Origin of the sequence: Terribacillus aidingensis (assembly GCF_040703035.1) — a bacterium.
In the GTDB taxonomy this organism is placed as follows: domain Bacteria; phylum Bacillota; class Bacilli; order Bacillales; family Amphibacillaceae; genus Terribacillus.
In genome coordinates this window covers 184,583-206,596 of sequence record NZ_CP159996.1, presented here as the reverse complement: position 1 = coordinate 206,596, position 22,014 = coordinate 184,583, and the positions used below count along the sequence as shown (strand labels likewise).

Annotated in this window: 23 protein-coding genes and 1 other annotated feature; of the genes, 4 read left to right on the top strand and 19 right to left on the bottom strand. The window is 45.8% G+C overall.

Annotation, left to right across the window (positions count from 1 at the left end; all coding sequences use genetic code 11):
* Positions 1 to 12: 12 nt before the first annotated feature.
* Positions 13 to 594, bottom strand: coding sequence for a TetR/AcrR family transcriptional regulator (locus ABXS78_RS01180; RefSeq protein ID WP_366248563.1), 582 nt, complete (start codon positions 592 to 594; stop codon positions 13 to 15).
* Positions 595 to 799: 205 nt separating this feature from the next.
* Here ABXS78_RS01180 and chrA point away from each other — a divergent pair, with 205 nt between their 5' ends.
* Complete coding sequence (chrA, locus tag ABXS78_RS01175) at positions 800 to 1,981, top strand: chromate efflux transporter (protein WP_366248562.1); 1,182 nt, start codon at positions 800 to 802, stop codon at positions 1,979 to 1,981.
* A gap of 96 nt (positions 1,982 to 2,077) precedes the next feature.
* On the opposite strand, the gene ABXS78_RS01170 is transcribed toward chrA, so the two are convergent.
* From ABXS78_RS01170 to ABXS78_RS01150, 5 genes are all read right to left on the bottom strand, one after another.
* Positions 2,078 to 3,280 carry an MFS transporter gene (locus tag ABXS78_RS01170; protein WP_366248561.1) on the bottom strand — a complete coding sequence of 401 codons (1,203 nt, stop codon included), beginning with the start codon at positions 3,278 to 3,280 and terminating at the stop codon, positions 2,078 to 2,080.
* A gap of 66 nt (positions 3,281 to 3,346) precedes the next feature.
* Positions 3,347 to 3,597 (bottom strand) — a binding site (T-box leader).
* Positions 3,598 to 3,624: 27 nt separating this feature from the next.
* On the bottom strand, positions 3,625 to 4,659 hold the full coding sequence (locus ABXS78_RS01165) for an ion channel (RefSeq protein ID WP_366248560.1): 1,035 nt from the start codon (positions 4,657 to 4,659) through the stop codon (positions 3,625 to 3,627).
* A gap of 119 nt (positions 4,660 to 4,778) precedes the next feature.
* The gene (locus ABXS78_RS01160) at positions 4,779 to 5,957 is read right to left on the bottom strand and encodes an NAD(P)/FAD-dependent oxidoreductase (protein WP_366248559.1); all 1,179 of its coding nucleotides are present in this window, start codon (positions 5,955 to 5,957) and stop codon (positions 4,779 to 4,781) included.
* Between the two features lie 31 nt (positions 5,958 to 5,988).
* On the bottom strand, positions 5,989 to 6,405 hold the full coding sequence (locus tag ABXS78_RS01155) for a DUF1641 domain-containing protein (RefSeq protein WP_095224471.1): 417 nt from the start codon (positions 6,403 to 6,405) through the stop codon (positions 5,989 to 5,991).
* Positions 6,406 to 6,675: 270 nt separating this feature from the next.
* Positions 6,676 to 7,530, bottom strand: a complete 855-nt coding sequence (locus tag ABXS78_RS01150; protein WP_366248558.1) for a DUF1206 domain-containing protein — start codon at positions 7,528 to 7,530, stop codon at positions 6,676 to 6,678.
* A 104-nt stretch (positions 7,531 to 7,634) separates the two neighbouring features.
* Between ABXS78_RS01150 and ABXS78_RS01145 the strand changes: the two genes are divergently transcribed.
* Positions 7,635 to 8,129 (top strand): hypothetical protein, encoded by a 495-nt coding sequence (locus tag ABXS78_RS01145; RefSeq protein WP_366248557.1) that lies wholly within the window; start codon positions 7,635 to 7,637, stop codon positions 8,127 to 8,129.
* A 37-nt stretch (positions 8,130 to 8,166) separates the two neighbouring features.
* On the opposite strand, the gene ABXS78_RS01140 is transcribed toward ABXS78_RS01145, so the two are convergent.
* From ABXS78_RS01140 to ABXS78_RS01085, 12 genes are all read right to left on the bottom strand, one after another.
* Entirely contained in the window at positions 8,167 to 9,477 is a 1,311-nt protein-coding gene (locus ABXS78_RS01140) for a TRAP transporter large permease (protein ID WP_366248556.1), read from the bottom strand.
* Positions 9,474 to 9,965, bottom strand: a complete 492-nt coding sequence (locus tag ABXS78_RS01135; RefSeq protein ID WP_366248555.1) for a TRAP transporter small permease — start codon at positions 9,963 to 9,965, stop codon at positions 9,474 to 9,476. The genes ABXS78_RS01140 and ABXS78_RS01135 overlap by 4 nt, the downstream gene beginning before the upstream one ends.
* Before the next feature lie 20 nt (positions 9,966 to 9,985).
* On the bottom strand, positions 9,986 to 10,996 hold the full coding sequence (locus tag ABXS78_RS01130) for a TRAP transporter substrate-binding protein (protein WP_366248554.1): 1,011 nt from the start codon (positions 10,994 to 10,996) through the stop codon (positions 9,986 to 9,988).
* 61 nt (positions 10,997 to 11,057) lie between these two features.
* Positions 11,058 to 12,248: a Gfo/Idh/MocA family oxidoreductase gene (locus tag ABXS78_RS01125; protein WP_366248553.1), complete on the bottom strand. Its 1,191-nt coding sequence runs from the start codon at positions 12,246 to 12,248 to the stop codon at positions 11,058 to 11,060.
* Positions 12,245 to 13,339: a Gfo/Idh/MocA family oxidoreductase gene (locus ABXS78_RS01120; RefSeq protein WP_366248552.1), complete on the bottom strand. Its 1,095-nt coding sequence runs from the start codon at positions 13,337 to 13,339 to the stop codon at positions 12,245 to 12,247. The genes ABXS78_RS01125 and ABXS78_RS01120 overlap by 4 nt, the downstream gene beginning before the upstream one ends.
* A 15-nt stretch (positions 13,340 to 13,354) precedes the next feature.
* Positions 13,355 to 14,173, bottom strand: coding sequence for a sugar phosphate isomerase/epimerase family protein (locus ABXS78_RS01115; RefSeq protein WP_366248551.1), 819 nt, complete (start codon positions 14,171 to 14,173; stop codon positions 13,355 to 13,357).
* Positions 14,170 to 15,345: a dihydrodipicolinate synthase family protein gene (locus ABXS78_RS01110; protein ID WP_366248550.1), complete on the bottom strand. Its 1,176-nt coding sequence runs from the start codon at positions 15,343 to 15,345 to the stop codon at positions 14,170 to 14,172. The genes ABXS78_RS01115 and ABXS78_RS01110 overlap by 4 nt, the downstream gene beginning before the upstream one ends.
* A gap of 13 nt (positions 15,346 to 15,358) precedes the next feature.
* Positions 15,359 to 16,510: a Gfo/Idh/MocA family oxidoreductase gene (locus ABXS78_RS01105; RefSeq protein WP_366248549.1), complete on the bottom strand. Its 1,152-nt coding sequence runs from the start codon at positions 16,508 to 16,510 to the stop codon at positions 15,359 to 15,361.
* A gap of 86 nt (positions 16,511 to 16,596) precedes the next feature.
* A complete protein-coding gene (locus ABXS78_RS01100) occupies positions 16,597 to 17,379 on the bottom strand; it encodes an AraC family transcriptional regulator (RefSeq protein ID WP_366248548.1) in 783 nt (260 codons plus the stop codon).
* Between the two features lie 79 nt (positions 17,380 to 17,458).
* On the bottom strand, positions 17,459 to 18,787 hold the full coding sequence (locus ABXS78_RS01095; protein ID WP_366248547.1) for a hemolysin family protein: 1,329 nt from the start codon (positions 18,785 to 18,787) through the stop codon (positions 17,459 to 17,461).
* 178 nt (positions 18,788 to 18,965) lie between these two features.
* Positions 18,966 to 19,355, bottom strand: coding sequence for a sporulation protein (locus ABXS78_RS01090; protein WP_366248546.1), 390 nt, complete (start codon positions 19,353 to 19,355; stop codon positions 18,966 to 18,968).
* Between the two features lie 257 nt (positions 19,356 to 19,612).
* Entirely contained in the window at positions 19,613 to 20,155 is a 543-nt protein-coding gene (locus tag ABXS78_RS01085) for a DinB family protein (RefSeq protein ID WP_095224484.1), read from the bottom strand.
* 255 nt (positions 20,156 to 20,410) lie between these two features.
* Here ABXS78_RS01085 and ABXS78_RS01080 point away from each other — a divergent pair, with 255 nt between their 5' ends.
* The gene (locus tag ABXS78_RS01080) at positions 20,411 to 21,049 is read left to right on the top strand and encodes a serine/threonine protein kinase (RefSeq protein WP_095224485.1); all 639 of its coding nucleotides are present in this window, start codon (positions 20,411 to 20,413) and stop codon (positions 21,047 to 21,049) included.
* Between the two features lie 13 nt (positions 21,050 to 21,062).
* Positions 21,063 to 21,473 (top strand): hypothetical protein, encoded by a 411-nt coding sequence (locus ABXS78_RS01075; protein WP_366248545.1) that lies wholly within the window; start codon positions 21,063 to 21,065, stop codon positions 21,471 to 21,473.
* Between the two features lie 57 nt (positions 21,474 to 21,530).
* Here ABXS78_RS01075 and ABXS78_RS01070 read toward each other — a convergent pair whose 3' ends face one another.
* The gene (locus ABXS78_RS01070; protein WP_038557662.1) at positions 21,531 to 21,803 is read right to left on the bottom strand and encodes an HU family DNA-binding protein; all 273 of its coding nucleotides are present in this window, start codon (positions 21,801 to 21,803) and stop codon (positions 21,531 to 21,533) included.
* Positions 21,804 to 22,014: the final 211 nt, after the last annotated feature.

Below are 22,014 nucleotides of genomic sequence, written 5' to 3'. Positions count from 1 at the left end.
TCCAATGTGGAATTATTGTTTAAGTAATGACGGAAGCTGTCTTGCCACACTATACAGCGGGCTTCCCGATGCACTTGTCAGAGCCAGGGTCACTGCACCTTCTATCAAGGCATTTATCGTAACTGCCAGATCCTTCGCCATTTCCTTTTCATAGCCAAAAGCAATCAATCGATTTGCGTATAATGCCTGCCAGTCCGCATAGGCATGCTGGCAGCTGTTTCGCAGCACTTCATGAGTTGACGCAGTTTCTGACGCAATCAGTCCGATTTGAACACCTTCCATTTGATGTTTTTTTTCAAAATCGGAAGCAATCTTATGGATATGGTACTGAAAAGCCTCTGCTGCAGTATCCTTCTCGTTAAGATCATTTTCGGCTCCTACGAGGAGATGCTCCTTCATCAGCTTAATTGCTTCTACTGCAATCTCTTCTTTCCCATTCGGGAAATGATAGTACAGCGAACCTTTAGGAGCACCGCTTTCCTCAATAATCTGATTCAAGCCTGTGCCATGATAGCCTTGTCGCTGGAACAGCTCTGAAGCGGTACGTAAGATGAGTTCTTTTGTGCTTTCCTTCTTTTTCACTGTCCCATACAACCTTGCACTCCTTAAATTATAACGATTGGTCTAGATAATAATAATTTTTTTCGTTTAACCTGTCAAGAATGTGATCTGCAATTTAGTTTATAAAGTTATTGTAAATTCCAAAGTACTGTAGAAAAGGTAATGTTATAGTACAAATGAATTTTATAGCACGTTTCACGCTGTTCCAACGATTAATATATGGAAAGGAGCTCCAAATATGACGCATGACCAAAAAAAGATATCATCTCTTCTTGAAATCTTTATTATTTCTTTTCGTTTAGGCTGTACATCGTTCGGTGGCCCGATTGCCCATCTCGGTTATTTTCAGGAGACGTATGTACGGAATAAACGCTGGATCGATGAACACACATATGCCAATTTGGTTGCACTGAGCCAGTTCCTTCCCGGACCTGCCAGCAGTCAAGTCGGTATTGGCATCGGAATTATAAGAGGCGGTATTGTAGGAGGAATTATCTCGTTTATCGGGTTTACCTTGCCTTCAGTTCTGATACTCATTCTGTTCGCTCTATTTCTTGGACAAACGAATCTTTCAAATGCAGGCTGGATTCAGGGCCTGAAGCTCGTCGCCGTTGCAGTCGTTGCTCATGCCATACTTGGAATGAGCAAAAAGCTCACAGCAAACCCCCTCACAAAGGGAATTGCCTTAGGCACCCTAGTTCTTACACTTTTATGGCCTCATCAATTGGCACAGCTGCTGGCACTATTGCTTGCGGCTGGTGTTGGATACCTCCTGTTTCATCCGAAACTAAACGAAGAGGAATCAGGTCATTTACACATTTCTATCAGTAAGAAGACCGGAGTAATCTGTCTTAGTCTTTTTTTCCTTTTATTAGCCGGTCTTCCTGCGCTGCGTGCGATAACAGATGCTCCGCTTCTTGCTATGGCCGACAGCTTCTATCGTGCAGGCTCACTCGTTTTTGGAGGCGGTCATGTTGTCCTTCCGCTTTTAGAGCGTGAATTCGTCCCAACTGGTTTAATCAGTCAGCAAGACTTCCTTGCTGGATACGGAGCCGCCCAGGCAGTCCCCGGACCACTCTTCACATTTGCAGCGTATCTAGGGACAGTTCTTTATGGGTGGCAAGGTGGATTGCTAGCTACCGCAGCTATTTTTCTGCCAGCTTTTCTGCTCTTAATCGGAGCCTTGCCATTCTGGTCGAGTCTGCAGAAAAACAGCAGCTTCCGCAAAGCCTTTGCCGGTATCAATGCCGCAGTTGTAGGAATTTTGATCAGTGCATTCTTTATTCCTATCTGGTCATCGACGATCCATTCATCAATTGATATTGCATTTGCCGCTATTTTCTTCAGTCTTCTGAATTTCTGGAAGGTTCCAGCTTGGGTTATCGTATTGTTCGGCGCCGCGTGCGGTATTATTTTATAGTATTATCAAATTCGCCAAAATCGATCAGTTTATACTGTTGGTCGTCAGTCCAGGCCCTAATTGTGCATAAAAAGAAGCCTGGTATCCGAAAGGATATCAGGCTTCTCCTCGCACTGATGCACTTTTGCTGATTAAGATTAATACTACCGCCAGCGAGAGCATGATCAGGCAGCCGATTTGCACCGCTGCAGCTACATCCGTCAGCTGATTGATAACGGCCAAAACTGCTGTCATCACGATAATCAGTATGGCTTCTATTGATTGATACATACTCATCATCCGGCCCATTTGCTCGATTGGAATATGCTCCTGCATATAAGTCATATACCCAGCATTCGCAAAAGCCAGTGCACCAGATAATATGAATACACCCACACTTGCAGGGAGAAAGCTTTGAGAATAAGCAAACAATATATACCCTAAGGCCCCTCCAGCTCCTCCGTAAGAAAGCAGTTGAATGGAACGGAAATGGTGACTCACGATAGTCAACAGTACAGAACCCGAAATAAAACCGATTCCAGCAATACTTACAAGCAGTCCGTAAGCAGATTCTGATAATCCGATTGCTTCTGCAGAAAACGCAACTTCCATAGAATCGACAGCTGCAGTCATGACAGTGATGCAGCTGAACAACAGCAGCAACAGGGTCAGCATGACGAATTTTTTACTGAATGCTGTAACAAGATACCAATCCTTTCTCCAAACTTTTAGCCAACCCTTCTCCGCCCTTTCTTCCAAGCTAACTTTTACAGATGGCAAAGCTATGCATATACTAACTGCTGCCAGTAACAATAGGATATTAGCGCCTAATGCAACCTCAACAGATCCTGCGCCAACTAAAATCCCTGCAGCTGCCGGCCCTAATACAAAGCCACTGCCATCTGCAATTGCACGATAGGAATTGAATCTCTTCCAGTGTCTTTTATGAATCAAACCCGTTATATACGGTAAACTGGCAGGTTCGAAGATAGCACCTGCAGCAGCAACGATAAAAACCAGCACATATATTTGCCAGAGAGAAGCGGCCATGATCATACCGGTTATTCCTGCAATCCTTATACCATATAACAAAATCATCAGCTTCCGATTATCCAGCCGGTCAATGATACTGCCAGCCCAGCTATTCATAAGTAATCCAGCTGCCGGTTTGATCATATAAAGAATTGCAACAGCTGCCGCAGCATGATCTGCCTGCTCGTATACCTTTAAATTCAAAGCAATCAAATACAGCCAATCCCCACAGGATGCACACGCAATTGCTATCAGCATTCCAATAGCACGTAAACGGTAGTTTTTCATCTTCATTCCCCTCTCTCTGTTTGAAGTGAAGCCAAAAAAAAATCCCACCCCAAAGATGATTGTCATCTTAGGGGCGAGATACCATCGCGGTGCCACCCTAGTTTCCCCGGCAGGTCACCCAGCCAGGCTCAGATAAGTACACGCATTGCTGCGTAGACCCTTGTGCGTTAACGGGCACTTCCCGGTCTGCCATCATCTTCATCCGGCAGACAGCTCCACGGTTTGTTCCAGCTGAACTCCTTCACCCTTTTCAGCATTACAGGGATTCTCTGTAAAAGGAGCGTCCATGCTGTACTATTTCGCATCATCACTTGTAAATTTTTTCTATAATATCATGTAAGGAGCTACTGTACAACACGTTGTGAGAATTTTTCATAAGTTTCATCACTTGCCAGGATATACAGCCTGTCTTCAGATTGAAGGGAGGTTTCTCTTTTATTTAGGTAGTTCATATCCTGATTGATACAAAGCAGGACCATCCCCTCTCTCGTCAGCGCTTCCTGCGCATCTTGATATGTTTTCCAAACAGAGTCAGGATGTATCTCAAAAATATTAGTCCCGTACTGTTTGCTCAATAGCTGACGGAAGAGATTGGATGTTCCCGGCGCCATCACAGCTTTGGCCATCAAAAGGGAAACGGAGTCATTGGATAGAATAAAATCGTCAATGGATATATGCTCAAACTTAGGAATATGTGTTTCATTATTGATTTCTACAACAGTATGTATATTCGTATTTTCTTTTTTGGAAAGCCCTTCGACCGCTGAAGCTATCAGAAGTGTTTTAGCATCTGCTAATAGTGTAGATTCCAGTTCGGGATCTGAGAACACAGCAACGCGTGCTGCTTCCAGGAGATTTGCTTGTATCAAAGTCGTTTCATCAGATGGATCTCCTTGTACAAAAGCAACTTGTTCATGATCGAATGGATGCTCTTTCCTATCATCAACAACGACAATAAAGGCATTTTCTTCACTTGCCAGCACTTCCTCAATTGATCTCTTCACCTTTTTTGACCAACCGATATAGATATAATGCCCCTTCCTTTTGATCATCAATTTCCCCTCCCTTTGCATGCGATTATAAGCTGAGGCACCGTCTACAATCTTTCCGATCAATACACCAATTACGCCGATTCCGAATAAGAACAAAAAGATTCCAAGCAGTCTTCCGCGTACCGTCTCTGGATAAAAATCTCCATATCCGACTGTGGTTACAGTTGTCATCGTCCACCAGAATCCATCGAACAAAGATGGGAAATTATCTTTTTCGATTACATGAATACCGACGGTTCCTATCAGCACGACAAGGACAGACGCTAAAGCTATTGCCAGAAAATTGAACCCAGTGATGCTCTTCCATAAACGAATGAAAATTAGCATAGTCTCTCCTCCTAGACTTCCATTATAACTGGAAAAATAAGAAAAATGACCGATATCTTACATTTCGTAACATACAAAAAAGCACCTCCGATGGGGAGGTGCTTTCGATATGTTTATGTTTAGTAAGCTAGGCTGAATAGTCCTTTTACGTGAGTCAAGTAGCGGATGTTACTTGCTTCTTTCATCATTGTAGCAGGAAGACCTTTCAATGGTGTTTGGTTCGCACCGATGAATGCTACAGCGTCCCTGCGGCCAAGGCTCGCAAGTGTACCGGAGTTGATCGGGCTGAAGTTTTCCATTGTTTTGCCTTCAAGGTAAGCGAATAGGTTATATCCTACTAGCTCGCCCATTTGCCAAGCGATCTGTGCTGTTGGAGGCCAAGGACGACCGTCTTCACCGAAGTATACAGCACTGTCACCGACAACGAATACATCTTGGTGGCTCTTAGACTGAAGGAAATTGTTCACAGTCGCACGACCGCGATCTGTTTCCAATCCAGATTCAGCTACCATTGGAAGCGCTTGTACGCCGCCTGTCCATACAAATGTATTTGTTTCGATTTTCTGACCGTCTTTTAATTCTACGACATTGCCTACTACGTTCGTTACAGGCAAGCCAAGCAAGAATTCTACGCCGCGTTTTTCCAAGCTGGATTGCGCACGGTCAATTAGATGCTGTGGAAGCATCGGAAGGATCTTCGGACCAGCTTCAACAAGCTGAAGCTTGATTTCTTTTGGATCCACACCGTGAGGCAAGCAGAAAGAAGCTAGCTTGTCCGCGATTTCGCCGACTAGCTCAACACCAGTCAAACCACCGCCACCGATAAGGATAGTCGCGTCTGCAGGATTCTTAGATGCTGCATATGCTTTAATTTTATCTTGGATTTGGTTGTAAACTTTGTTTGCATCATCTGCTGATTTCAAAACAAGGCTGTTTTCTTCCAATCCAGGGATACCAAAGTAAGCAGTCTTACTTCCAAGACCTACTACTAAAGCATCGTAAGAAAGTGTATTTCCGCCAGCAAGAACTACTTCCTTCTTGTCGACATTAAAGCTATCTACTGTTGCTACTTTGAAGTCTACATCCAAACCTTTCAAAAGCTTCTCAACTGGCATTGCCACTGCTTGCTCGGAAATGCTGCCCGCTGCAAGACGGTGAAGCTCAGTGATGATTTGGTGTGTAGGTGTTTTATTGATAAGCGTTACATTTGCTTGCGCTTTGCTGTAATACTTACGTACGGTTTGAGCGGCTAAGACTCCGCCGTAACCGGCGCCTAAAATAACGATATTCTTTGCCATACTTAATCCTCCGTCCTTACCTTATAAGCTCTTATTTTTGTTTTTGTCTTTCTTTTTCGTTCGCTACTTCAAGATAGCTCTGAACAAAACGGAACATCTTCTGCGCTTGTGGATCCTTCATCAGACGAAGCAGACCAAAAAGGCCGATTGTTTCGTTGCTTGTTTCTGCACGGTCTTTAGCTTCAATCGCAGTTTGGGCAACTGTTTTCACAGAATCTGTCACTGGATGAAGTACTTCTGTAATTGCATTAACTGTATCGGATTTCAACACATCATCTGTTGCTACAGCTTGTGCGAAGTCGTAAGAAGCAGTCAAAGCGTTCACAAGTTCATTGATTTTTGGAAGCTGTTCAATCAAAGAAGTCAATGATTCTTGCACTTCAGGTTTTAGCAATTGCGCAGCTAGGTCCTGTTGGCTCTGGCTAACACTTTCGTTTGTTTCTGACATAACGTATTCTCCTTTGCTATGGTAATGCATTATATTTATACGTAAACATTATACTTTGTTGTGAATTTGTTCACAACTGTACGTTCACAAATTGCTCAAAATATCCACCTACAACTTTACTCCTACTTGGAGATCTTGTCAAAAGTTATTTCACACACGTTAATGATTTTTTTCATTTCCTATTATATATTCGAAAAAAAGACATAATAAAAGCCCTTTCACTCTTCTGCTAACGTAGCTTTCCCCTGTTCCGGAAAAATATTAAAATTATTATGCATTCTTCCCGAAGCTCATGCTCTCATACCGGCCTCGAATGATACTATACACCCCGAACAAAATGAACCCAACAGATACAATTGCAAGGAGCCAGCGTCCGTATGGCTGCTGCGAAACTTCTGCCAGCGCCCCATCCAGTCCTTTCGCTTCATCTGGATCAGACTGAATAGCTGTAAGGACGAAGAAGAATCCAACTATGCCGAAAACAATGCCTCTGCTTATCAAACCGATGCGGCCTGCTTGGCGGGCAGCACGTTTTTCGTGCTTATTCATTTCAGCTGTCTTGAATCGATTCATAAAGCTTCCAGACACACCACTGAAAAATTCATAGATGCCGTATCCGATGATAATAAGTCCGACTGCTGCAACCAGCCACTGTCCGAAGGGATATGTAAGAAGCTTTGCTGTCAGGGATTGCTCGCTCCCTCCGCCGCTTCCTTGATTCGTGGCAGCAAAACGAAGCGCATTAAATGCAATACTGGCATATATGACCGTGCTGACGCCATAGCCTATGCGAATAATGATCCCTTTTGTACGGTTTCCGTTTCCTTCTTTGTTCGGGTCCTTGATGGCTAGTATCGCATCCCAGCATACATACCCGATTAATCCTATTCCGATCAGCCATAACAAAACATTTCCAAAGGGCATACCCGCCAGTTTTTGCAGCATACCACCTGTGTCAGTCGTATCTCCTCCCACATGAAGCGCGGCTAAGAGTGCAAGAACACCGATGAGGGCATAGACTATCCCCTGAGACATATAACCGATTCGACCAAACCTCCGAATCCATGGCTTTGTTTCTTCCTTTGTCTCCTTTGCTTTTTGTTTAGCTTCTTGTTTATCGGCCATAGTCGTCTTCCTCTCCTGTTTTAAAAGCTATACCCATGCCGTGTAAAAGAGAAACCGGTAAAAATAGGATAGGCAAGCTACCCTTGCACAGGCGCCTACATACGATGAAGAAGAAGCAAGAAGGGAGAATGATGATGTATTACGAAAATGATGATAAAAAAGAGCAGCAACGACAAATTCAATTTCCAGGCGGCCCTGGTTTTGGCGGTCCCGGCGGCCCTGGCTCAGGCGGACCTGGATTCGGTGGTCCTGGGTTCGGCGGTGGGCAAGGCGGCTTTCCATTCGGTCCTCCAGGAACTGGAGGGCAAGGCGGTCAGCAAGGGCAGTTCGGACCTCCTGGACCTCCTCCATCTCAAATTCCGCAGCTGCAGTCAGTAGGTGCCGGAGGACCTTCTGCATTTGCTGTAGATCCAGGCGGTATCCGTTTCTGTCTATTCCGTTACACTTATTTGGAGCTTGAGAACGGACAGCGCTTCTGGTACTACCCAGTATTTGTCGGCCGTACTTCGATTGCCGGCTTCCGCTGGCGTCCGCAGCAGTTCCGTTGGCAGTACTTTGGCATTGACCTCAGACGAGTTGCAGCATTTAGCTGCTATTAAGCGAAAAAACAGGCCTTCCTGCGAGAAGGCCTGTTTCTTATTTATTGAGTACACCCATAAGCTCAGGCAGCCATAGACTCAGTGCCGGAATATAAGCTACTGCAAGGAAAGCAACGAACACAGGAATGTAGAACAGCAGTAATGGTTTTGTCATTTGTTCCACAGTAACATTGCCAACCTTGGATCCAATAAAGAGTACCGTTCCCACCGGTGGTGTAATTGTACCGATAGCAAGTCCCATCGACATAATTGTCCCAAAATGGACTGGATCCACACCGAATTCCAGAGCAACAGGCAGCAGGATGGGTGTGAAAATCAGCAATGCAGGAGCGATATCCATAAAAGTGCCGACAAGCAATAGAATCAGAACAATAATCAGCATCAGCACGGCTGCATTACCACTGAAATCAAGTATCCCAGATGAAAGCATCTGCGGCAGCTTGGAGTATGATAGAATCCAAGACATAGCCCCTGAGGCTCCAATTAACAGAAGGATGACGCCGGAGAACATGACTGTATCACGAAGAATCACCGGGATATCCTTCCATTTCAGACTGCGATAGATCATGCTAAGCACCAGAGCGTACAGGATTGCTACAGCCGCTCCCTCTGTAGCCGTAAAGACCCCAAAAGAAATTCCTCCGATGACGACCACAATCAGCATCAAACTCGGGATAGCATCCAGGATAACTTTGGCAGCCTGAGAGAAGCGGATTGGTTCAGATACCGTATATCCCTGTCTTTTTGCAACTATGTAAGCCGTTACCATAATCAGAACAGACATCAAAATACCAGGCAAATAACCCGCAATGAACAGTGCGCCAATCGACGTACCACCACTTAGAACAGAGTATAAAATTGGCGTACCGCTTGGCGGAATGATCAAACCAGCCGGTGCAGAAGCTACGTTGACTGCTGCAGAATAAGATGGATCATAGCCTTCTTTCTTCTGCATAGGTGCCATGATTTTCCCCATCGTTGCAGCTGATGCAATAGCAGAACCAGATAAGGCTCCGAAAAGAGTGTTTCCGATGACGTTTGTGTGAGCCAAGGAACCTGGAAGGCGCCCCGCCAAAAGTTTGGCCAAATTGATCAAACGCAAAGCGATTCCGCCCGTATTCATGATACTTCCAGCCAATGTAAAGAAGACAAGGGATAACAAGACAAAGCTATCGATACCAGCGACAAACTGCTGTGAAACGACCATTAAAATCTCATCAAATGGCAGCAGCATGGCTCCAGCTGCCAACGACGACAAGCCAATGCTGATTGCAATCGGAACACCGAAGAAAATCAAGAGAAAAAACAACCCGAATAAGACGATACCTGCAAGAACGACACTCGTCATGCTGCGTCCCTCCCTCTAGCGGCTTCCTTGCGTGCCATTAATCGATTCGTGACTATATAGTAAACACTCAGCAAGCCAGACAGCGGCAGTGCAGCATATACGTAGCCCATCGGGAGACCAAGGACTGGTGAAGTCTGTGTCATCGAGGCAAGCATCAGCTGTGTCCCGCCGATAATAAAGACAACTACCATAAACACCAGCACCGTCACTTCTATGATCAACTCGGCAGCTTTTTTGTCCTTTGCATGTTTCCATTTGGACATTAGGAACGTCAGCGCGATATGTTCTTTCACTCCGAAAGCATAACTGGCTCCAAGCAACCCGACCCAGATGAAGGAAAACCGAAGCACCTCTTCTGTGAACACGCTCGGATTTTGCAGGACAAATCGAGTGAATACCTGCCATATTGCACCTGCGACTAAGAAGACCGTCAGCGTACACGTCACGAGCAAAATGCATCTATCAACCCAATTCCGTACTTTTTCCACCTCGTTCAGCTCCTTTTCGTTTACTGTAACGCCGCGATGTCATCCAGCACTTTCGCTATTTCCGGATCTTCCCGCCTTTCTTCGATCAGCGGCTGCACCAGTTCCTTGAATGGCTCCTGATCAAGCTCATTGAAGGTAACACCCATCTCATCCTCTGCTTTCTTGATGCTTTCTTCGATTAGCTGGTCCCAGCGCGCATTATGATTTTCCGAAGAGATCGCTGCTGATTCCTCGACTGCCTGCTGCTGCTCCGGGCTCAGACTATTCCACGTCTTCTCACTCATAATGAGGAAATCAGGAATTCGCGTATGTTCGTCGTAAGAAAAGTATTTGGCTACCTCGCCATGGTTCGCATCCGTAAGGGCAATCGGACTGCTCTCCGCTCCGTCTATCACACCTTGCTGCAGCCCTGTATATACTTCCGGCGCAGGAAGCGGTGTAGGGGAAGCTCCAAGCAGCTCCATCGTCCGGATTGATGTTGTATTCGTCATCGTACGTATTTTCAGTCCATGTAGGTCTTCTGGCTTCTGAATCGGCGTGTCTGCTGTATAGAAACTCCTTGCCCCCGCATCGTAATAAGCGATACCATGCAGACCAATGGATTCCAGTTCTTCATAAAGGTCTTTTACAATATCGGACACCATAACTCGTTTAAAATGCTCTTCATCCTCAAATACATAAGGCAAACTGAAGACGGAGAAATCGGAATAGAAGCTCTCCAGTACACCGCCATTTACTTTAGCCATGTCGACTACTCCATTCTGGACAAGCTCCAGCATTACCCTCTCGTCACCAAGACCGCCTTCGGTATAAATATCCGTTGTCAGCACACCGTCAGTACGCTTCTCAAGCTCCCCGCTGAATTCCTCCAGACTCGCATAAACCGGACTATTCGGGTTATGGATGTGCCCCATCGTCAGCTTCCTCGCCTCCTGACCTGCAGCATCTGTAGCAGGAGCGACAACCATCAGCACAACTATTCCAAGCAGCAAAACAGAAAGAATTAGCCACGTCGTTTTCGCTCGATTCATGTTTCACCCTCCACAAGGTATTATAAAGCGCTTACAAATATCAGCATTCGACTGGGCGTGATCAGACGCTCCCCTTCTGAAGTGTCAGGATCACATCAGCCTGTTTAGCTGGTTTGCTCCAAGGTATCTGTAATTCATAAGGCAGTTTACCACTCATAAAACATGCATTCATCGTCTGCTCTAAATCGATAACGGTTCTAAGATTGCCCGCTGTCTGTTTGATTGCTTCTTTAGGGAAAGGCTGCCCAGCCGCAATATTCTGGTGCAGTGCCTCAATAATCGATGCGTGGCCAAGCGCTGTTTCATATGTGCACGGAATATCCCTTCCATCTGTAAGTGCAGCGATGCAATAATCCAATTTATCCAGATGATTGGTCTGCGGATTTCCATAGATTCTTTCCTGACCATCCTCTGTATACGCTGTGATGATGCCTTGATCGAGATTGCAATCATATACGATATAGCCTTTTTCAAAAGTGTACAAGAATTGGGGGCCTTGCTCTGTTGCTGTTGCATGCGATCCATAAAAGAGCAGCTCACACCCAGATTCCGCATGCATGCGAATGGCACATGTATCAAAGGTTTCGATATCATTGGCTCGATACAACTCAGCTTCCAGACGTTTGATATGCACCGTTTCCTTGAGCTCATGCCCGAGCATGTAAAGCATATTATGGATGAAGTGAGCAGCGGCATTATTGGCTACACTATCGCGAATTTGCCGTCCATCCGGCGCCATCAGTTTACCCGACCAAGCCGAACGGGAAAAGTATGCTTCATTCCGCGGCCACAGCACCAATGTTTTCAGCTGCTTCGGCTTTCCATAGAGTCCTTTCTGGATATCTTCCTTAAGCTCCAAGATTGGAGCAGTAAACGACCAGTTGAAGCCAATGGCAGCCCACTTTCCGGATTCAGAGATTGCTTGATCCCACTTCAATTGATCCCGCATATCGGCAAAAATCGGCTTTTCACAAAGAACATTTGAGCCATGTTGAAGCGCATATAGTGCTTGCTCTGTGTGCAGATGAATAGGGGTGGCAATGATGGCTAAATCTGCTCGGTTGTATTGATAGAAAGCGTCCACCGCCGAAAATATCGGAATCCCACGCTGCTTTACTTTTTCCAACAGACTGCTTCTTTCTGGATAGATTTCCACGATTCCGGCGAATGTGATGTCCTCCCGCTTCAGCAATGCATCCAAGTAATGCTCCCCATATCCATTCATTCCGATTAAAACGACTGCATGCTTCATTGCTTTTCCCCCACCTTTGTCAGGCTGATTGCCTGCTCCTGTGCTTGGATAGCCAGAGCCGCTGCCTGGAATGTATGCTCCTGACTCATCGCTGTTTCCGTTCCCTGCTGACAATCAGTAATCAATTGTCTGAAATACGGAAATCCTACCTTTCCCTTAGCTGAGAAATAAACTTCCTCCCGATCCGTCACCACATACAGATGTTCTCCTTCTGCCGAGCGTGCCACATCCGTGTATTTTCGCAGTTCCACATACCCGTTTGTGCCGTGCAGCACCGTTCGTCCGTCTCCCCAGACCCGAAGTCCATCGGGCGTGAACCAATCGACACGGAAATATTGGCTGACTCCTGTGTTAGTAACAAGTGTTGCGTCACCGAAATCCTGCCAGAAACCATATTGCGGATGAGCATAGTTCGCCACCTTGCTATGCAGTACCTCAGCTTCTTTACTTCTCGTATAATGAAGCAGCTGCTCAATTTGATGGCTGCCGATGTCACATAAAATACCGCCATTTTTCTGCGGATCGAAAAACCAATCCGGCCTTGTGTCTGCCTGGAGTCGGTGAGGCCCTGAACCAGTAAGCTGGAATAAATCACCGATCAGCCCCTCTTGTATAATGTTATCTGCCAGCAGGGCTGCCTCTACAGCCAATCGCTCACTATAAAACACCGCCCATTTTTTCCCTGTACGGCGCACCGCTTCCTCTGCCGCATGCAATTGAGCCATTGTCGTAAAAGGCGCCTTTGCGGAAAGAAAATGCTTGTTGTGCTCCAATACTTGAATGCCTAAAGCCCCGCGCACGGATGGCACAATGCTTGTTACTATCAAATCAACCTCGCTATGCAGGATTTGGGACAGCTCTGAGACGACTTCTCCTGTTCGAAATCTTTGTTGAAGGGCATTTGCCTGATTTGTATTTCGATCATAGATGTGCATAAGCTGTGCCCCAGCATCCAGGAGACCTTGCACCATACCGTAAATATGCGGATGATCCAGACCCGCAGCAGAAAAAATGAAAGGTGCTGTTGTCTGAGTGTCAGCAGCTATTGCAGCTTCTTGAGCTAGCTCCTCCAATTGATTCAGCAGTGCCATTTATCAGCTCTCCTTTTATACATGTTCCTGGTAGCAGCGCTTCATTTGATGAAGCACCTCATCGCCTGGCTGATCCCAAATCTCCTGATTGATGATCTCTACTTCGATCGGGCCCTGATAGCCTGCTTCCTCCACCATGCTGCGCATCTCGCGTAAATTGATGACGCCTTCGCCCATCATGGCTCGCCCTTTGAACATATCCTTCATCGGCACCTTCCAATCTGATACATGGAAGCCGAGTATCTTACCCTTAGCCCGATCAATCTGGTGACGCAGCTCTGGATCCCACCATACGTGGAAGGCATCTACCACAACTCCAAGATGCTCGGATTGCAGCTTCTCTGCCAGAGTGTTGGCCTGCCCCAATGTATTGATGACAGAACGATCTGCTGCATACATCGGATGAAGCGGCTCAATGCCAAGCTTTACACCTAGATCCTCCGCATATGGAAGGATTGCTTCTATCCCTGCCTCCACCCAATGACGAGCCTTGGCGATATCTTTATCCGAAGCCGGACCACATACAAGCACCAGCACATCTGTCCCCAATGCCTTCGCATCTTCTATTGCCCGTTTGTTATCATCTATTCGCTGCTGCCTCTCCCGCTCTGTAGCTGCCGGAAACATGCCGCCACGGCAAAGACTTGAGACTTGAAGGCCGTATTCCGTTAACAATTTTTTCGCTTCTTTTACACCGATTTCTTCCAGCTTATGCCTCCATATGGATATCCAATGAATATCATGACGGGCGCAGCCTTGGATTGCTTCGGTCAGCGACCAGTTTTCTGTCGTAATCTGATTGAGACTGAGAAGCTGCAGATCCGCTTTTGTCATGACATTACCTTCTGTTCGATACCAGCCAGCTTCAGTACGAGCTGCATCCGTTCTGCTGCAAGTGCCGGGTCCACGAGGACTCCCGCTTGATCAGCCAGTCTGAATAGCTCACTCAAATGAAGAACCGACCGAGCTCCTTCTGCACCGCCGATCATCCGGAAATGTGATTGATACCCATTCAAATATGCCAGGAAAACAACGCCTGTTTTGTAGGCGTACGTTGGTGTCTCAAAGATGTGCCTGGAAAGCGGCACTGTCTTATCGAAGATTTTCCGGTATCGGTCAAGATCTTCTGCATCAAGTGCTCGCAGCGCCTCGGAAGCAGCTGGTGCAATTGCATCAAAGATACCGAGCAACGCATGGCTGTACTGCTCTCCATCACCTTGGATCAGCTCTGGGTAATTAAAATCATCTCCTGTATACATCCGAACCGAAGCAGGAAGCTTCGCTCTCATTTCGATTTCCTTGTCCTTATCGAGTAGAGAAATCTTAATACCGTCGATCTTCCCTTCATACTGATGGATCAGTTCCAGACAGTCGTCCATCGCACGGCTGATCGTTTCCGATCCCCAGTAGCCAGTCAATTTTGGGTCAAACATTGGCCCGAGCCAATGGAGGATAACCGGCTTTTTTACTCCGCTAAGCACATGCCCGTACACATCCTTGTAATCCGCTGCCGATCGTGCACTAGCAGCCAGCGCACGGCTTGCCATCAGGATGATCCGGCTTCCGGTACCTTCGACGAATGCGCACTGCTCTTCGTAAGCCTGCTTAATCTCTGACGTCGTAAACGAACTGTCAGCCGGCAAATGATCCGTCCCTGCACCAGAAGCGAGCAACACATTCTCTTTTTTCGCTTCCTCTGCACTTATAGAAATCAGTTCCTTTGCCATCTCATATGTGAGTCCCATGCCTCGCTGTGCCGTATCCATTGCCTCTGCCACACCGAAACCAAGCTTCCACAATGCTTTCCGATAATTCAATGTTGCCTCCCAATCAATTGCCCCTCCTAAGATAGGATGTGCTTCAGATTGTGCATCCGCAACAACGTGAGCAGCAGAATAGGCTGTCCTTGTCCGGAAAGCTCCTTCTATCGGATAGGTTGAAGCTGAATGGACTAGTGTGTACGCCTCCAATGAACGACCTTGCGTTGGTAAAAGTATCGTTGTCATACTGCTTCCTCCTTTATACTTCCAGACTCGGAACAGAGACCCACTTCTTCTCACGCCATGCTTCCAGCCCCAAATCTGACAGCTGGGTACCTTTCGCGCCCTCCAGCAAGTCCCACGGAAACGCTGCAGCTTCTTCCACATGCTTTAAAAATAGTTCCCATTGAATTTTGAATCCATTGTCATACGAACGATTCTCCGGCAATGTCTCCCACTGGGAACGGAAATCAATTGCATTAGGGATATCCGGATTCCACACTGGCTTCGGTGTGGTGACACGATGCTGTACCTTGCAATCCCTAAGACCAGCCACCGCGCTTCCCAACGTCCCATCCACTTGGAAGGTAACCAGATCATCTCGGTCGACTCTAGTCGTCCAAGAGGAGTTTGCCTGTACCACTATCCCGTTTTTAAGGGCAAAAATGGCATATGCCGCATCATCAGCTGTCGCTTTGTAGCGATTGCCTGCTTCATCCACCCGGTACGGGATATGAGTTGCTCCAAGACAAGTCAGGCTGTCGATTTCCCCGAAAAGATGATCGATGACATAACGCCAGTGTGCAAACATATCAACAATGATGCCGCCACCGTCCTCCGCTCGGTAATTCCAGCTCGGGCGCTGCGCTTCCTGCCAATCGCCTTCGAATACCCAATAGCCAAAATCCAGTTTTACGGATAGAATTTCTCCGAAGTAATCGCTGTCGATCAAATGCTTCAGCTTCAGCAATCCTGGTAAGAAAAGCTTATCTTGCACGACCCCGTTTTTCACACCAGCCTCCCGTGCCAATCTAGCCAGTTCCAAGGAACCCTCTAAGCTTGTAGCAGTCGGCTTCTCACAATAAATATGCTTACCTGCTTCAATTGCCTGCTTGATACTTGCTTCCCTTCGATTCGTCGTTTGCGAATCAAAATAAATCAGGTTATAGTCATCGGCCAAAGCCGCTTCCAAATCAGTACTGTAGCGCTCTACACTATTTTCCTGGGCAAGCTTCGCAAGCTTTTCTTCATTCCGTCCGACAAGAATCGGATCCGGCAGCAGACGGTCTCCGTTCGAAAGCAGCACACCGCCTTCTGCGCGGATTGCCGCAATGGACCTGATAAGATGCTGATTTGTTCCCATTCTTCCTGTTACACCGTTCATGATTATCCCAATTTTCTTCGTCGCCATACTTACGCCTCCCATTATCCATATTAAGGATAGTATAAGTAAAGCGTTTACATTTTTCTTATCATTCTTTTCTGATATTCTCAATTTCAGAAATCATCTGTTGTGCGCCGATAGACATTCGGCGTTACACCGACATATTTTTTAAAGACACGATAAAATGTCGAGACAGCTTCAAACCCAACTTCGAAGCAGATGGAAACAATTTCCCTATCGGACTCACGCAGCATTTTCTTCACCTTAAGCAGCCTTACCTCCGTCAGGAACTGATAAGGAGTCGTATCATACATTTCTTTAAATATCTGATTCATATAACGGCTGCTTACACCAGCTTTGGCTGCAACTTCTTCCATACTGGCAATCTCAAAATATCGTGTTTCCAGGTGATGCTTGAGCCACCTTGCACGTCTCGTATTTGTATCCTGTGTCGTATCTTCCTGCTGCATGATTGCAAGCTGGTAAAGTACTTGAGCAAGCATGAGCTTCAGCCCCATCGCATGAATCGGGTGGTTCTGTGATTGTTCGAATAGCATCTTCCGCAGCAGCTGACGGATCTCACTGCTTTCGAAAAGAGATAGGTTCAAGACACGCGATACTGTGAATACTGGTTCAACGAGATAAGAAACGACATCGTCCGTTAATTGACGGATATCGAATTCCAATACGAGCACCGTCATCTTCGAATGAGCTTGGATCGCATGCTCTGTATGAGGAGAGATTAGCACGATGCTGTCACGATGCAGCTTCTGGCTCCTAGTATCCAATTCACATTTCCCTTCGCCATCCAGGACATAAAGCAGCTGATGGGTGTCATGCTGATGCCTGGCAACCTCATTCTTTTCCTGATGCTTATTTTCATAAAGTCTGATCATCTTGATTTGTTTACCTCCAATAAAAAAAGGCCGGGATGCATAAGAGGCATCCCGGCCTTTCTTTTTTTATTCACGATTCTTAAGCTTCCAGCCTCGGAAGCTGTTCTTGTTCCAGGATGCGCAGTTCAATCTTAAGGATCTGATGGTTATCCATTTCGATAACCTCCCACTCATTTCCTGCTACATCCACAACAGTGGTTTGAGAATCTACGTCGTCATTTTTGACGAAAATCCAGCCGCCGATCGTATCAACGTCTTCTCGATTGTCAAACACAGAGCCGAATTGATCCTCTAGATCATCCAGCAGTACCCGACCATTGATATGATACGTACGATCAGACACTTCCTGGATATCCGGCACTTCATCTTCATCGAATTCGTCATGGATCTCCCCGACGATCTCTTCCAGAATGTCCTCCATCGTCAGAATACCTGCGGTTCCACCGTATTCATCCACTACGAGTGCAATATGCACGCGTTCAGTCTGCATCTTCAAAAGAGCATCCTGCAACGACGTTCCTTCATGGATAAGCGGCAGCTCATGGATGAAGTTAGGCAGGCTTTGTCTTCTGCCCGCTGCAAAATCCGTAAGCATTTCCTTCACATTGACGAAACCGATGATATGGTCTTTATCTCCATCCTCTGTCACAAGGTATCGTGTGAACTGATGTTCATCGATGATCTCGATCACTTCTGCAGCTGTCATGGATTTCTCCAAGGTGACCACTTGTGTCCGCGGCACCATGATATCCTTCGCCACACGTTCGTCGAATGTAAAAATATTTTCCATATAACTAAGTTCTGTTTTGTTGATTTCACCACTTTGATAACTTTGCGTCATGATGATGCGCAATTCCTCTTCCGAGTGTGCTGATTCATGCGTAGCCGGCTTCACGCCGAACAACTTCAGAAATACACGAGCAGAACCATTCAGTAAATAAATGAACGGAGCCATCAGCTTACCAAACCAATACAGAGGCGGACCTAGAATTAAAGTCAATTGCTCTGTGTACTGGATTGCCAGTGTTTTTGGCGCCAATTCCCCAATCACAACATGCAAGAAAGTGACCGACGCAAAAGCAATGGCGTAGGAAAGCAAGGTGGAAACAGATTCAGACAATCCTAAATCATTGAACAGCGGGTGTAGTATTTTCTCTACTGTAGGTTCACCTAACGCACCTAGTACTAGCGCCGTTACAGTGATACCCAACTGACAGGCTGACAAGTAATAATCAAGATTATTCACTAGCTTACTGACAATGATTGCCCGTTTATTCCCTTCCGCAACAAGCTGGTCGATCCGGGACATACGTACCTTCACGACTGAAAACTCTGCACCTACGAAAAAGGCCGTAAAAATGATGAATAACACTACTAAACTTAAATTAATGACTATTGATGGGTCCAATTAATTCCCTTCTTTGAATGAAGGGACTCACCTCGCTTATTTGTTTGATAGTTTACAAGCAGATTAATAAAATAGCTGCGACACCTCGACGAGGAGCAGCGTCAGCAAAACTTCTGTTATATAAAGTTGTTATTTTCAGCAAAGCCTTCCCAATGCAATCTCCTCCTTCTCTTAGCGTCTACGCTAATATCTGTACTTGCCTATCATCCTTCGCGCATTTTTCATTGGCGAACACAAGCTTCGTCTGCAGTTCATAGACCAATGTTCCAGAGCTTGGTTCCAGTTCCTCCGGCAAACGGAATGTGAACGGCTTCTTCATTTGCTCATTCGATTTCAATTGCTTGGACATAAAAATGCTTAATACATTCTTTATATTCACTATTTTATCGTTTGCGCTGTTTTTTATAACTAAATCACAATCTAATCTGTTCAAATTTTGGTCCTTCCAGCCTCCAAGAAGCTGAAAATGTCCCTCAATTTTTTCTCCTGCATGATAGCTTGCCTGATTAAGTTCGAGCCTTATCGATGGTGCCCGCAGCTGCATCAGTTCTAAGCATTTCTTCAACACGGAAATAATTCCTCCATTTGTGTGTACTAAACGAAAAGGACCCCCACAGAGTGAAGGTCCCGTCTGTAATCAGCCTTCACCAAATTGGCAAAGGTCTGGCAAACAACTTGACGTTGTCAGTTAAACCGGCGATAGCAAGCTATCACGTATTGTCGACTTAACTGGAAGCTACTCCCCTTTGGAGCAATCACAATCCTATTCTATTAATCTGCAATATAGCATACACGAGTTAAGTAATTCTGTCAATATACCCCAACTCACATACGGTTCAGCGGATACGTAGCAGAAGCAAAGTAACGATCATGGAGGATATTGTGGTGATGACGTTCATGGCCAAGCATTATATACGCTAGCGCCCGAACCGACGTTACATGACCGTTTGCCATTCCCTGCCTGATCCAATCCTGATCATTCAGTGACTCCAGCAAAGCAATCGTGGAGGAACGCACTGCCTTATATTGCGCCAGAAGGCTCGCTACTGTCATCTCCGTGAACTTCGCTTGCAGCACATAGGAATCTTCATGGAATCCTGGCAGCGGCGTCACATCTCCTCGTGCAATGGTAAGCAAGCGATAAGACATAATTCTTTCTGTGTCTGTCAGGTGGCCAATCACTTCCTTGATCGTCCATTTCTCCGTATCGTAAGCGAAGCAGGCTTGTTCATCAGTCAGGCCTTGCAGTAAATTGGATGTTTGTCTTTCTTGTTCCTTAAACAAAGCTACTATGTTTCCCTCAGGCACAAGTTTCATGTAATCTTGGAAATAAGCAGGATATTCCGTTGTACTAGGTCTCTCTTGCATGTAATCACCTTTTCTCTTTATATGATTTTGATTGGGTTGAAAAAAGAGGAGCTTTATAGATTGACGATATAGTTATTTTCCCGAAAGGTAAAGAAAACAGTCCCTGTTACGATGAAAATAGCCAGAAAGCAGGAAATCCAAGATTGGGATCACGGAGGATGGACTAGCTTTTTTACTATTTTTATGCACCTACTCCCGAGTTCGTGCGTATGATAACTGTACAAGCCCTTGTTCCAAAGAAAAGGAGTGCTGGAAATGGCTGATTTTGAACAGATTGCTGAGCAGATTCACATGTCTGGTTCTGATACGATGCCCCATTTAACAGCGTACCCTTCCTCTCTCGTATTAATCGGGACTGGCAGGAGCGCATTCGCATTCCGCCTTACGGAATCTTCTAAAGTAATGAAGGTATTTTTCCCTGCCTTCCGTCACATTGCAGCGGAAGAAGCGGAAATCTATAAAACACTTGAGAGCAACCATTTCTTTCCTGCTCTTCACGCAGCCGGTAACGGTTATTTGGTAATGGATTACATTCCTGGCCATACATTGTACGATTGCCTACGTGAGGGAATCCCCATAACAGATCATCATATAGCCGATATTGACAAGGCCCTGGCCGCAGCAGCAGCAGAAGGATTGAATCCATCCGACATTCATCTGCGTAACATCCTGATCACACCTGATGGAAACATCCGCTTAATCGATCCTGCCCGATTCCGCCAGCAAAAGCATTGCACGCAATGGGAAGACCTTCACCGGGCTTATGAAAGATTCTACAAGAAAAAATTATTTCCGAAAAAGGTACCTGGCTTTTTGCTGGAGCTGATTGCCTACCTGTACAAAAGACGGAAATCCTACACCATCCAAGCACCATCGAATAAAGCCATTCACTAAAGGAGACATAAACATGACAATCACAATATCTCAAGCAGAAGCCTATCAAATCGAACGTATCGCCCAAAGCGGCCTGGGAAGAGAGCAAACCGCAAAACTAATTGAAGAAGGCGAATGGAGAGTAATTCAGGACAGCTATCCAAAAGTCGATCCAGAGATGCTCCAGTCACAGCAAAACAAGCTAACATCTGCTTTAAAAGAGGGCTACAGCATTTCCTTCCCTACCTTTAACGGCGTACGGAATCTTCTGCATCTGCGTTTCGGTTTAGAGGAAGGTAAAGATTATACGGTAGAGGACAAGACGGTCCAAGGTCTAAAGACAGATGAAGATACAGTCGTCACCTTACGTACAATGTTTGAACCGTTATGGAAAATCGAAGCAAACAACGGACAACTGTCGATCATCCATATTAGCAAGCTATAAAAAAACTGCCGACGCACTAGTGCGTCGGCAGTTTTTATTTCCTAAAAGGAATCTTTCTTATTTTACAGCTTCTTTGAAATCTTTACCCGCCTTGAAAGCTGGCGCTTTGGAAGCAGGGATTGTGATTTCTTCGCCTGTCTGCGGATTACGGCCAGTACGTGCTGCACGCTCTCTCACTTCGAAAGTACCGAAGCCTACAAGCTGTACTTTTTCTTCTTTTGCAAGTGTTTCAGAGATTGTTTCAAGTAGTGCATCAACTGCTTTGCTTGCATCTTTTTTAGATAGTTCTGCTTGTTGCGCTACTGCTTCTACTAATTCTGCTTTGTTCATGAAAAACACCTCATTTGATAAATTTATACATAACCTTCACCTGATGTAAAAGCTGTATGTTTTAGATTAATATGCAGGAACATGGCTGTTCCCGTATTTCCTTATTATAGCATGCATCCCGGTGTTCATGGCTATTAATCTGCATTCTTAACATTGCTGCAACAGCATTTTCACAGGAATTCCATTTAGAAGATAAGAACTGGATGATACA